The sequence below is a fragment of the Aquiflexum balticum DSM 16537 genome, from assembly GCF_900176595.1.
GTDB lineage: Bacteria > Bacteroidota > Bacteroidia > Cytophagales > Cyclobacteriaceae > Aquiflexum > Aquiflexum balticum.
In genome coordinates this window covers 547,711-559,209 of the sequence record NZ_LT838813.1, presented here as the reverse complement: position 1 = coordinate 559,209, position 11,499 = coordinate 547,711, and the positions used below count along the sequence as shown (strand labels likewise).

General features: G+C 40.0%; 14 protein-coding genes. 2 read left to right on the top strand and 12 right to left on the bottom strand.

What is annotated here, in order from left to right; all coding sequences use genetic code 11:
* Positions 1-3: 3 nt before the first annotated feature.
* The 12 genes from B9A52_RS02550 to B9A52_RS02500 all read right to left on the bottom strand — a co-directional run bounded on the left by B9A52_RS02550 (position 4) and on the right by B9A52_RS02500 (position 9,477).
* Positions 4-411 carry a GPW/gp25 family protein gene (locus B9A52_RS02550; protein ID WP_084123360.1) on the bottom strand — a complete coding sequence of 136 codons (408 nt, stop codon included), beginning with the start codon at positions 409-411 and terminating at the stop codon, positions 4-6.
* 13 nt (positions 412-424) lie between these two features.
* Positions 425-712 (bottom strand): PAAR domain-containing protein, encoded by a 288-nt coding sequence (locus tag B9A52_RS02545; protein WP_084118826.1) that lies wholly within the window; start codon positions 710-712, stop codon positions 425-427.
* Between the two features lie 7 nt (positions 713-719).
* A complete protein-coding gene (gene vgrG, locus B9A52_RS02540) occupies positions 720-2,486 on the bottom strand; it encodes a type VI secretion system tip protein VgrG (RefSeq protein WP_084118825.1) in 1,767 nt (588 codons plus the stop codon).
* An 8-nt stretch (positions 2,487-2,494) separates the two neighbouring features.
* A complete protein-coding gene (locus B9A52_RS02535) occupies positions 2,495-3,211 on the bottom strand; it encodes a CIS tube protein (protein ID WP_084118824.1) in 717 nt (238 codons plus the stop codon).
* A complete protein-coding gene (locus B9A52_RS25345; RefSeq protein ID WP_157370042.1) occupies positions 3,211-3,381 on the bottom strand; it encodes a DUF5908 family protein in 171 nt (56 codons plus the stop codon). The genes B9A52_RS02535 and B9A52_RS25345 overlap by 1 nt, the downstream gene beginning before the upstream one ends.
* Before the next feature lie 10 nt (positions 3,382-3,391).
* Complete coding sequence (locus tag B9A52_RS02530; RefSeq protein ID WP_084118823.1) at positions 3,392-3,889, bottom strand: phage tail protein; 498 nt, start codon at positions 3,887-3,889, stop codon at positions 3,392-3,394.
* A gap of 2 nt (positions 3,890-3,891) precedes the next feature.
* Positions 3,892-4,323, bottom strand: coding sequence for a phage tail protein (locus tag B9A52_RS02525; protein WP_084118822.1), 432 nt, complete (start codon positions 4,321-4,323; stop codon positions 3,892-3,894).
* 42 nt (positions 4,324-4,365) lie between these two features.
* Positions 4,366-5,787 (bottom strand): phage tail sheath family protein, encoded by a 1,422-nt coding sequence (locus B9A52_RS02520; RefSeq protein WP_084118821.1) that lies wholly within the window; start codon positions 5,785-5,787, stop codon positions 4,366-4,368.
* 31 nt (positions 5,788-5,818) lie between these two features.
* Positions 5,819-6,436: a hypothetical protein gene (locus tag B9A52_RS02515; RefSeq protein WP_084118820.1), complete on the bottom strand. Its 618-nt coding sequence runs from the start codon at positions 6,434-6,436 to the stop codon at positions 5,819-5,821.
* 2 nt (positions 6,437-6,438) lie between these two features.
* A complete protein-coding gene (locus B9A52_RS02510; RefSeq protein ID WP_084118819.1) occupies positions 6,439-7,029 on the bottom strand; it encodes a DUF4255 domain-containing protein in 591 nt (196 codons plus the stop codon).
* A gap of 135 nt (positions 7,030-7,164) precedes the next feature.
* Positions 7,165-7,824: a LuxR C-terminal-related transcriptional regulator gene (locus B9A52_RS02505; protein WP_084118818.1), complete on the bottom strand. Its 660-nt coding sequence runs from the start codon at positions 7,822-7,824 to the stop codon at positions 7,165-7,167.
* 249 nt (positions 7,825-8,073) lie between these two features.
* Complete coding sequence (locus B9A52_RS02500; RefSeq protein WP_084118817.1) at positions 8,074-9,477, bottom strand: hypothetical protein; 1,404 nt, start codon at positions 9,475-9,477, stop codon at positions 8,074-8,076.
* A gap of 92 nt (positions 9,478-9,569) precedes the next feature.
* Between B9A52_RS02500 and rbfA the strand changes: the two genes are divergently transcribed.
* Positions 9,570-9,950, top strand: a complete 381-nt coding sequence (gene rbfA, locus B9A52_RS02495) for a 30S ribosome-binding factor RbfA (protein WP_084118816.1) — start codon at positions 9,570-9,572, stop codon at positions 9,948-9,950.
* Between the two features lie 16 nt (positions 9,951-9,966).
* A complete protein-coding gene (locus B9A52_RS02490) occupies positions 9,967-11,190 on the top strand; it encodes an ABC transporter permease (protein ID WP_197687265.1) in 1,224 nt (407 codons plus the stop codon).
* The last annotated feature ends 309 nt before the right edge of the window (positions 11,191-11,499 follow it).

Below are 11,499 nucleotides of genomic sequence, written 5' to 3'. Positions count from 1 at the left end.
TTGCTATCTCAGGTCAGTCCCTTCGTTTTTATAAAATGGATAGACAAAGTTGAATCTTGAGTTTGTTGCCCGAACCTTGTAAGAAATGGTAATCAGGATTCGTCCTTCAAGTTCGCCGGTGTCATTGAGTTCTATTTTTTCTACCTCTATTCTTGGTTCATAGTATAATATGGCTGTTCTGATAAGATCTTTGATATATGTTTTGAACGTCGTGGTAAGGGGTTCAAAGATCAGTTCATGTAAATTACAGCCATAATCAGGTAACATTACCCGCTCGCCTTGTTTGGTAGAAAGCAAAATTTCAAGGCTGGACTGAATATCTTCCTCGTCCTTGAGCATTTTGGTTTTGCTGCTGCCCCTATCAAATTGTGGGGGAAAACTCCAACCACTTCCCAAGAATGACTGATGCATTTTTCCCATAATATTATCCTATCAATACTGTAAAACATCCAAGGACTATAGTCCCACCATGTCCTGTAGAATCTCCCAATCTTGCCGCAGGCATTCCTCCTATCAAAACCGTACCTGAGCCACTCACTATCGTATCGGGAGGTCCGGTACAAGTTGCCATATCACCAACTCTTGCAGCCGGCATTCCACCGATCAATACTGTAGCCTCACCTGCAGGGAGGATCGGACCTCCCACATGCGGGACAGTTCCAGTTACCATCGGGCAAACATGCATATCGGTAATCCTTGCTGCAGGTGGCATATTTTTTCTAATTTATTTTGACTAAACTTCCCTGTATATCTACCATTGACCCTTTGATTTCGGCAGTCCCATCACTTTTCACGGACATGCTCCCTGATGCCTCAAAACTCGCCGAAGAATCTGCCTTTATTCCAATTTGTGGAGCTGCCAGATTCAGGGTTGAACCAGCTGTAATACTGATTTCCATGGGGGAATCAATTTTGATTCCGTCACTGTTCATTTTTATAGAGTTCCCATTCCCATCTTTAATTTCAATTTCTTCGGCTGTATCATCCATTTTGATTTCTCTGCCTCCCGGGGTTTCAATAGTTATACTTTTATCGCTATCATGGATGGTGATTTTGATTTCCGACCTGGAGACATATCCTTTTTTGTCGTTGGAATCTTCGGGGTCAAAAGGAGTAGGTTTGGCACTGCTGTGCAACATACCCAAGATGATGGGGTGCGAAGAATCACCGTTCATAAATCCAACAATTACTTCATCCTCTATTTCCGGACGAAAAAATGTTCCCCTATTGTTTCCAGCATCAAGTGTGGCAACTCTTGCCCAAATGCCTGCGTCATTAGGATTGACCATTGGGAGTTTTATCCGAACCCGCCCTTCTCCTTTGGGATCCATTATATCAGTGACAATTCCTATGTGCAAACCCTGCATTTTGGAAAATTGACCGCTTTCAGCACTGTTGGAAAAAGGGTTGAATTTTTCTGTGTAGAAATCTCCCTCCCAGCCCAGGGATGCTTCGGTCGTCCAGTTGCCGTTCTTAATGTCATGTTTCACAGCGGATACAAAAGCCTTTCCGCTAAATTGCTCGCCCACACCTTCAAGCGATACCCAATCTCCAGGATTGATATCTGATGTGCCCTGAAATTTCACTTTTCCCTGAATTTTGGAGAGAGATTGTTTTTGTTTTTTTGCATCGGCTATTGCTTGTAGGGCTTGATTGTCAAACATTGCCGGAGTTTTGATCTTGAAATCCTGAGAATGGGCATCTGCCAGAAAACTTTCAGAGATATTACCCGGAGAGGCATTTGAAAGAGGGTTTCCTTCTGCTTCAAGCACTGTTTGATTGGCATAATCCCAAGAAGAGGCAATAACTGCCGTGGTTTGGCTTCTGATATCGGATTCTGTTCTAAAACCAATTATATTATTGCCATAGACCAAGGTCATCTTGGATTCTTGGGAAGAATCAGGTTTGAATACTGAAACACTGCCATTGATATTGCAGGCCATACCATTGGTGTCCATTCTCGATAATGCATAATCCCAATCAGATACATTTGCCTGTAAAAGTTGTTCATGGGTGTTTCCAAAAGGCTCCATTTCAAGATCAGAGATTCCATATTCCTGAAAAAGCGTCTCTACTATGTCGCTGTCTCCCAGATCATTGAAATGTCGGCTGTTTTTGGAAACAGTCATGTTTACTGCTTTATGCTTGCAGATCAGATTAAGCATGGACTGCCTACCGTTTATTACATGGGAATTATTGATGATCAATCCGTTAAATGCGGATTGCTCTATTCCATTATAGCCCAATTTGAGATCTATGCTTTTTCCTGGATTGAATAGGCCACTATTACTAAGTTCAAAATCGGAATCTGCTGCAGATCCATCCACTATCCGGATGGTTGCATAGGGGATTTTGTTGAGTTCCCTATAAATAGAAATGTCCAGCACCTGAACGTTGCCGGGGATTTCTTCCGTTGCAGGAGAATCCCCACTGCTACCCAGTAGGATTTTAAAAGTGACCAGTTCTCTATTTAACATTACAGGCATGAAACAGCTTATTTTTCAATTGGAGGGAAATAAATTTTTGTGCCGGCAGCTATTTTTCTAAAACCATCGAGACCATTGAATTCGGCTACTTGTATATAAGGCTCGTCTTTTTCGTAAATTTTGAAAGTCAGATGATCAAGCCTATCTGTTGCATTGAAATTTCGTTCATGTGTGATATCGGGACTTTCCCTGTTTTCCTCAGCAGCCCTTTGCACATCAGCAATACTTTCCGCAAATTGGCATTTTGCCATAGCCCTGATAGGTTTTCCGTCAGGTGCAAATACTTTGTATTCAATATCCATTTGTTTGAGAACTCCTTTGAACAGGAGCTCTCCCCAGTGGATTTTGAGGTAATAGGGACGGTGTCGGTCAGATTGATAATCAATAATTTTCCTTTTAAAGGCTTCAATCTGCTCTGTGACTGTGACAGGTTCAGCAAATGGATTGGCTATTCCCAAGCTTAAAACAGACATGTCTTTGACCACCCCGGTCCCGTCAAACAGAAAATCAAAGTTGAAATCCCTGGGCAAAATCCTATTGAATTTCATATTGGTGGCAGAAGTGCCCGGAGCCTGACTGTCATCAAATTCGAATTTGTATGAAATATTGTAGGTAGCCGGATTGATCAGGGCACTGAACTTATTTTCAGGGACAGGCTGAGAAAATTCAGCATCCCTGTAAGGTTGTACATAGAGTTTTTCTACTTTATGACCAAAATCCAGCATCAGCGTTCGTTTTTAAGCATTAGTTTTCTTAGTACTTCTTCTGTTACCTCCTCGATGATTTCCTGTTTCAGGTTTTCCAAATTTGCGACAGGTGCGTTTTCACGTGGGCGTTCATTGGCTTGACTTCCCACAGATGCCCTGATCAGGAGTTCTTTGATTTCGATTGGCATAATTTGTATTTTAAAAGCTGATGTTTGCCGAGCCACCGATGCTTCCACCTAAGGAAAGCAAGGAGTCCACACTAATGATATCAAAATATTGGTAGCTCAGCGTGATCGACTCTACAACCAATGCACTTTTTTCAGCATTGAAACTTGACACGGACCATTTTTTGGGAATGGCGTTTACCACGTACCACGCTTGAATGGGAACATGATGTTCATTGAGTAGGCTGATGATGATATTGACTGGCTCGAAAACAAAATTCTCAAATGCATTTTTGCACCACATCAAAATCCCTGAACCTATAAACATCCCTCTTTTGAGGACGATATCTGAATATTTTGCCCGCACAGGCAATTCCCAGGTAAACCTGTTTTGCCCGCCTTCTGTGATGCTTTCCATATTCATCTGCATTTCCAATCCGCTTACTTCCTGAAAGCGGAAGTCGTTGGGGGTTTGGGGAAATAGTTGGAACACTACAGAGAAATGAAAACCTACAGGTGGATATGCAAACATGATTATTCGTTTTGAATGGTTAGTCCTTCGTGTGCAATCTCCATTGTTTCAATGGCTGTTTCGTTCCCGGTTGCATTCAAATCAGTGGATTGTACTTTGAGGGGCCAGGCATTTTTAACTTTCCAAACCACCACCGGTTCATGGGATTCATTCAAAAGAGAAATAATCAAATCCCTTCTTTCAATCGTATTCAATGCAACAGTATTCCACCAATCGTAGAATTCGTTATCACCCTGGAAAATCCCCCTTTTCAAAGTAATATTTGAGAAGCTTTGCATGCCGGGCATTTTTATTTTCGAATATTCGGGACTTGCGCCATCGCGGTATTCTATTAATTCAGTGGTAACTTCCAAGCCTGAGGCTTCACTGAATCCTATTTTGGTTCCACCCCATTCTATCAGGAAGTGAAACTTGGGAAGGGGATAATTAGCCATAATTTTCTTATTTTAAGGTTATGATTTCATTTTTATATTATTTTAAGATTCCTGCATTTTGTGTGAAAAACGCAGTATGATAAATTCAGCAGGACGGACTGCAGCCATCCCGATCTCGACAATCAGCCTTCCTTCCAAAATATCCTGTGCCGTCATGGTCTGTCCCAAACCGCATCGGACATAAAATGCATGTTCAGGTTTTGCCCCAGCCAATGCACCTTGTCTCCAAAGCAGGGTAAGATAGTTTTCCAGCATTGCCCTCAATTTCACCCAGGTATTGGCATCGTTTGGTTCAAATACAAATTGCATGGTTGCTTTTTTGGATGATTCTTCCACCATGATAAAAAACCTCCTCACATTGATGTAGCGCCACTCATTGTCGTTGCCGGCAAGAGTTCTTGCACCCCAAACCAAAAATCCTTTCCCCTGAAACAGGCGGATTGCATTCACGGATTTTCCTGAGGTAGCGTCGATGTTCATTCCTCCCTGCTCTGCTTCTGTGATTCTTGCAGAAAGGTCATAAACCGCATTCACAGAAACATTCGCGGGTGCTTTCCATACGCCTCTGGAAGCATCCACTTTGGCATAAATACCTGCCATGGCCGCAGCGGGAGTCAATGTCGGGCCTAATTTTTCTCTGATTTTGGATTTACATAAATTATAGATGGCTGTTTCAGACGTTAACAAGGTGTCTAAACCAACTGCCGCAGCAGCTACGCTATCAGTAGTTATGGTAACCTGTACATCTGCGTCGCTGTAAGCATAGTCAAAGGTGGTATTCAACCAAGGGTAATAAACTGCACCGTAATTGAGACTGTCATTTTTTGTAAATGCAGTTCTAAATGTTGAAATAGTAGTGGTGGTATTATTATTTGCTGCAGGAGTATGTACATCTATAAGCGTGAATCGATCTTGAAGTGCCGCACACTGATCTATTGCCAGCGAAACCAAAGCGTAATACTCAGATTCTCCAATTGTGTGTGGAGCATCCGGAAAAACAATGATTGTGGGGTCATCTTCTGCAGCACATACTTCGAGGCCATCCTCGTAATCTTCCGGATCTGGGGTTTGATCAGTGGTTCCGACGGAAATGATATAGCAGGGACCTCCTCCATTCGTAAAGTACATCCGCAGGTTATAATACATCCGAAACGGGGAAGGTGTAGCAATGGCCGCTTCTGCAGAAATTCCCGTAACGGTACTATTTTCTGTTGTGACGTTTACTGCCACGGTGATCCCCTCTTCATCTTCTGCCTTACCAAAGTAGGTTTCATATTCTTTGAGGGAAAAAATTTTGGTCGGGACTAAATGCAAGCTATCCCCGAATTCATCTGTATCGTTTTGAGTATAGCCGATAAAAGCCGGTATGGCTGTTTCCACCTGGGCTACAGATGGAGGGAATAACGGGATTTCGTTGATATAAACGCCCGGCGTTCTGATTGCTGATTCATTGATTTGTGACATTGGACAATTGTTTTATGGTTGCATGTTATTTTTAGGTATTTAAATGAATCGTGAATAAATGTTCATGTTCATTACCATTTGCGTGTGTATAATACAAGTTCTGATTGCTGACATCTGTATACAGTCTATGGTTACTGGAACCTTCTGTGACCAGATCAATAACTCCAAATGTTCCCTTTATATTGACCTGTACAGTTTCCCAGTATGGTGGATCTACTTGATGAAAGATCATTTCAGGTTCTCTTGATTCAATGGGTCCCAAGGTGGCAGATGAAAGGTCCATTGAATTTGCTGAGGCCCGAAGATTTATCCTGATACGGTAAAGATTTTCTGCACCGTGGGTATCGGGTATATCTGTTTGGTTCAACACTTCTTTCTGAAGGTCAAAAAGAAACCTTGAGGTGAGTACATTAGGTAATCTGAAATAAGGGGCATCCCGGTCAAGTCGGATTCTGACAAACAACAAAAGTGTATCCTGCCCTAACCTATAATGGATATCATGTTTTTTAAATAGCTTTTTGGTTGGTAGATCCGGTTGTATTCTTAGAAAATTCGTTAAGATGCCGCCTGAAGCCCCTGAAAAGGAGTACTCAGGATGAGTAAAATGTATTGAAAGCAGCTTTTCGAATTTAATGACTGATCTATCCATGACTACTTCGATTTGTTGGTGAAGGAAGCATCAATACTTCTGACCAAAGAAATTTCAGCATTGGTATCTATGCTGTCTATGTAAGCTAATCTCATTTTATAAATCACAGAAGGAATATATTTTCCACCCATAATACCCCATAGCTGATTGAGCTCTTCAAAGCTTGTAGAATGTAGATCAAAAATGATTTTGTCAAGAGAAAAATCAGGAAGGGAAGGAATCTGTGCCACGGTAAAAATCGGAGAACGTTGGAAAAAAGTCAGTACCTGTGATATCCTTTGAAGCCCGATAGCATATTCTGATTTATTGGCGCCTATCAATATATAGATGTTTAAAAATATTCCCGGATGTCTGGCCACCCCATTAGGCTGTCCGAGATTATTATACACTTGCCTATTTGCAGGGGTATTTCTTAAAATGCTTTCCTGTTGGATGTTCACCACAGAAAGGACTACTTTATCGGTAATGCTGTTATTCAGGTCATCATTATAAGTATCAACCAGTGCAAGATTTCCCAATACTACCTCTGGTTCAATAGAACCAAAATCATCATTCATGAGGGAAATAACAGTATTTAAAATCTGGTCAATCATGTTGCGAGCTTTCTGGGTCTGAAAAATCAATTGAAACAGTACTTATGAAGGAAGTGTTTTTTCATTCTTACTTCCAACTCGTAATTTCAAATTTGATCATTAATGCCCGCAATAAAATCCATGAAAATATGGATTTTAGAAACTCATGGAATTCATGGATTTTTGATAAATATTTTTTGAAATGGCCTCCCTGACCAAACCAGCGGTGTTTCTGACTCCCATCTTTTGGATCAGGTGTAACCGATGGGTTTCAACAGTACAAAAACTGATAAAAAGCTTGTTGGCGATTTCTTGAGTGGTATATTCCTCAATGATTAAGTGAAGTATTTCTTTTTCTCTTTTGGTCAGCGTATTTTGAAATGGTTTCAAGGGTTCAATATCCAAAATGCTCTGGGTTAAAATCTGACTAAGCGTCGGGTCAATGTATTTTTTATTATTTTTTACATGGATCAAGGCCTCTTTGATGGTGTTGGCACAACATTGTGGGAGAAAATATCCGTTGACACCGACTTTCAAAAAGCTTTTAATTATTATGGGGTCCTTGCTATCACAGAAAACAAATACCTTGGGTACCCGATCTTTTTTGAAAATTTTCTGGCAGATTTTTAAGGTGTTTTTTATTTCCTGAGAAATGTCCATCCACAAAAAATCAGATCCATTCCAATCTCTGTTCAGCAGGTTGTTGATTTGATGGAATGAAAGGTGATTGATAGTTTGCTGTCCAAAATTCGACAAAACAAGATTTAATCCCTTGGACAAAAGAGTGGCTTCTCCAATAATGTAATGATTATCCATTTTTTTGAAATTTAAATATTACAAATGGTTGTAAAACGACAATCAGCTATTCGGACTTTTAAATACTTGAGGAAGTCTGCGGAATTTTAGATTTCCTAATATATAGATTGCGAAAACACAATAAACAATAGGTTTTTATATTGCGAGGAATAATAAATATAAGTATTAAAAATTAAATTATTACAAATGCTAACCGGATAATTATAGCATTTTTTTCAAAAAAAATATTTTTAATTAAAGACTTAATTTTCACTTCTTTCTTCTGTAAACATTTGATCTATCCAAAATGAATTGATCTTTCAACAATGGCATTTTCTCCAAAATTCCTCTAAAAATCTCCTCTTCATCCACAATGAGGTCAGGTTTTTCTTTTTGAAAATTCTGAAAGATTTCAGCGGTTTTCTCAAGGCCGTAATTTTTTTCCAAGTGGATCTTTGACAGTCTATAGTGAAGATAGGGAGTAGCCAAAGATGCTTTTTGGTAATACCCCAGATCTTCGCCCAATACCAATATTTTTTTCCCTTCTGAGACAGTATGTTCTTCGGTTACAGATACTGCATAAGTGGAGATATTTCCTGAATTTGTCTGTAAAAAAATCCAGCTATATCCCATCATTGGAATTCCAAAAACAAATAGGAGCGAGAGCACTTTAATGGGCACTCCTTTTTTGAAGGCCACAAAAAGGAAAGTGATAAAATATGCCAACCCCGGAATGATCACAATAAATTGATAAGGCGTTCTTCTGTTGGTCAGTAACAGCGATCCAACGGCAAAAATCAAAAAAATCAAAGTGAGTTGAAGTTGCTTCTGTTGATTGACTGTCTGTGATTTGACAATCAATCCTACAAAAAATCCCAAAGTCGTGAAAAACAAGGGTAAAGAAAACAATATAGCAAGATCCCTGTAAGTAACATGGGCATAGCTTTCAATCAATCGGGGGGAAATGATAAACTGATTGAGAAAGGCGGGAAGACCATCTATCCAGAAATAGTACAATGCACAAAAGGTCAGTGGCAGAGCGTAGCTAACGATCGCCAAAATCAATTGCCGAAATGAAAAACCGCTGACCACTATACCAGCCACCAACAGAAAAGGAAGAAAAGTGATCAAGGGAAAATGGAAACAAGCAGCAATTCCTCCGAAAATACCCACTAGAAGAATAGAATCGGAACCCTCTTTTTGCAGCACAGTCTGGGAAAAAAGCTGTCCAAAGGCAAGTACTATAAAGGTACTCCCCATCAAAGCAGGAGACAAAGTGATCATATCAAAAGAGAGATGAAACAAAATCACCATTACCAACGCCGGGATATAGGTGTTTTCTTCGAAGGATTTGTATCTGATATAAAGGTTGTTGATATAGACGATCTGAAAGATGATGACCAATAACGACAGTAATTTGTAAGACATCACTGATTTGCCAAAAATCAAATAGCAAACCCAATATATCCCTGAAGAAAGTGGTCCGGTATCATCAATGATATCAATATACATGTGCTTGCCATCAGCCATCCTCTCACCGAGTAGCAGCCAAATCATCTCGGGCTGTAACAATGGGATATCCAAGACCCAAATATAAACACTGCTCAACAATAGGAGTAAAGCTATGATAACCAGTAGTCTGGAAGGGTCGTTGATACGGAAAAAGCTCAGCAAGTTCGGGTTAATTCTAAAGGTGTTACAAACAGGACCCACGAAATTAAGTGTTACACATTTAATTCACTAAATTTGTCACAATTAATAAAACGATGGAAAGCAAAAGACAACAGAAATTCAATAAACTCATCCAAAAGGAAATGGGTGAAATTTTTCAGAAGGAAGGAAAGCATCTCATCGGGAATGCTTTTATTACAGTTTCAAGGGTAATCATCAGTCCTGATTTGAGTGTTGCAAGAGTTTATCTCAGTTTTTTATTGGACAAGGACAAAGTAGCTTTTGAAATAATAGAAGAAAAGAAAGGTGAAATAAGAAAGCATTTAGGGAATAGGATAGGGAAATCAGTAAGAATTATACCTGAATTGGCCTTCTTTATAGATGACTCAGCATCTTATGCCCAATACATGGATAAAGTAATCAATTCGCTTGATATTCCAGAGGCTTCAGATGAGGAGGAAGAAGAAGAAGATTAATTATATTTCCGGATCGTTGAACCTCTCGTTTTTTATAGCCTATCGATATTTCCGCAGTAAAAAAAGGCGGAACTTCATCACCATACTTTCACGGATTTCGATGATTGGAGTGGCGGTTGGTACCATGTCTTTGATTATGGTGCTTTCTGTATTCAATGGATTGGAAGATCTGATAAGAGGGCTTTATGCTTCCTTTGATGCCGAACTCAAGATTGAGGCAACTAAAGGGAAATCTTTTTTGGTTACAGAGGATTGGTTGAAAAGCATTGAGGAAATTGAAGGAGTAGGCGTAGTTACTGAAGTGATTGAGGATAACGCCCTGTTTAAATATCGTGACTACCAACATTTGGCAAGGATCAAAGGCGTTTCTGAAAATTACCTGCAACAGGGGAGGTTTGACAAAGGTTATATCTGGGGAGAACTGGATTTGGGCAGTGAGAAGCAGCCCAAAGCAATTATCGGAAGGGGAGTTGGTTTCTTTCTTTCCGTGGACCTGGATAATCCTATAGACCTGCTTCAGGTATATTATCCCAAAGCGCCAAGAAGTGCGGGGACCATTGACCCGAATCAATTATATAACAGAGATATATTAAAACCCAGTGCCTTTTTTAGTATTGAAAAGGATTTTGACGACAATTATATCATCGCACCCCTGACCTTTGTAAGCAGCCTTCTCAATTATGGAGAAAAACGGACATCTCTTGAAATCAAAGTGGCAGAAGGTTATAGTATCCAACGTGTCAAATCCAAGGTTTCGGCATTTTTGGGAGAGGATTATCTGGTAAAAGATACCGACGAGCAGCATGCCCAAATCCTGAGGACGATCAAAATTGAAAAGTTATTTGTATTCCTGACTTTGACTTTTATACTGGCAGTCGCTTCTTTCAATATCTTTTTTTCTCTTTCCATGATGGCCATTGAGAAGAAAAGGGATACGGCCATTCTTTTTGCATTGGGCGCAAAAAAGTGGATGATTCAAAAAATCTATCTAAAACAAGGAGCAATAATTGCATTTACCGGAGCCATTATCGGTCTTGTATTGGGATATTTGGCCTGTTGGCTGCAAGATCAATATGGATTGGTTTCTTTGGGTATTGCTTCTTCCGTTATAGAAAGTTATCCTGTTAAGATGGTATGGTGGGATTTTTTATGGACTTCGGTGTCAGTAATTACCATTACTTTTTTGGCTTCATTTAGGCCGGCAATGATTGCTTCCAGGGTTACCTCAAGGGATTTATAAAATAAAAAAGCCGTGAAACAAAATCTCACAGCTTTAGTCAATTAACAATAAACCCAAAATAACCAGCTGTAGGAGAAGGATTCGAACCTCCACGGGGCAGTTAGGCGAAACACGAGCTCCATGTTTGCTTTATGCTGAATTCCCCACCCCCGAGACCGGAGGGCATGTCTGCCAGTTTCAACATCCTACAGTATAAATTTTTCAAAATCGAAGAAACACCTATTGTATTTCCATTTTAATAGAGCTGTAGGAGAAGGACTCGAACCTCCACGGGGCGGTTAGGCGAAACACGAGCTCCATGTTTGCTTT

What these genes read in the sequence shown, in the direction of transcription:
- B9A52_RS02550 (WP_084123360.1), bottom strand. Translation starts at nt 411, where the DNA reads ATGCATCAGTCATTCTTGGGAAGTGGTTGGAGTTTTCCCCCACAATTT.
- B9A52_RS02545 (WP_084118826.1), bottom strand. Translation starts at nt 712, where the DNA reads ATGCCACCTGCAGCAAGGATTACCGATATGCATGTTTGCCCGATGGTA.
- vgrG (WP_084118825.1), bottom strand. Translation starts at nt 2,486, where the DNA reads ATGCCTGTAATGTTAAATAGAGAACTGGTCACTTTTAAAATCCTACTG.
- B9A52_RS02535 (WP_084118824.1), bottom strand. Translation starts at nt 3,211, where the DNA reads ATGCTGGATTTTGGTCATAAAGTAGAAAAACTCTATGTACAACCTTAC.
- B9A52_RS25345 (WP_157370042.1), bottom strand. Translation starts at nt 3,381, where the DNA reads ATGCCAATCGAAATCAAAGAACTCCTGATCAGGGCATCTGTGGGAAGT.
- B9A52_RS02530 (WP_084118823.1), bottom strand. Translation starts at nt 3,889, where the DNA reads ATGTTTGCATATCCACCTGTAGGTTTTCATTTCTCTGTAGTGTTCCAA.
- B9A52_RS02525 (WP_084118822.1), bottom strand. Translation starts at nt 4,323, where the DNA reads ATGGCTAATTATCCCCTTCCCAAGTTTCACTTCCTGATAGAATGGGGT.
- B9A52_RS02520 (WP_084118821.1), bottom strand. Translation starts at nt 5,787, where the DNA reads ATGTCACAAATCAATGAATCAGCAATCAGAACGCCGGGCGTTTATATC.
- B9A52_RS02515 (WP_084118820.1), bottom strand. Translation starts at nt 6,436, where the DNA reads ATGGATAGATCAGTCATTAAATTCGAAAAGCTGCTTTCAATACATTTT.
- B9A52_RS02510 (WP_084118819.1), bottom strand. Translation starts at nt 7,029, where the DNA reads ATGATTGACCAGATTTTAAATACTGTTATTTCCCTCATGAATGATGAT.
- B9A52_RS02505 (WP_084118818.1), bottom strand. Translation starts at nt 7,824, where the DNA reads ATGGATAATCATTACATTATTGGAGAAGCCACTCTTTTGTCCAAGGGA.
- rbfA (WP_084118816.1), top strand. Translation starts at nt 9,570, where the DNA reads ATGGAAAGCAAAAGACAACAGAAATTCAATAAACTCATCCAAAAGGAA.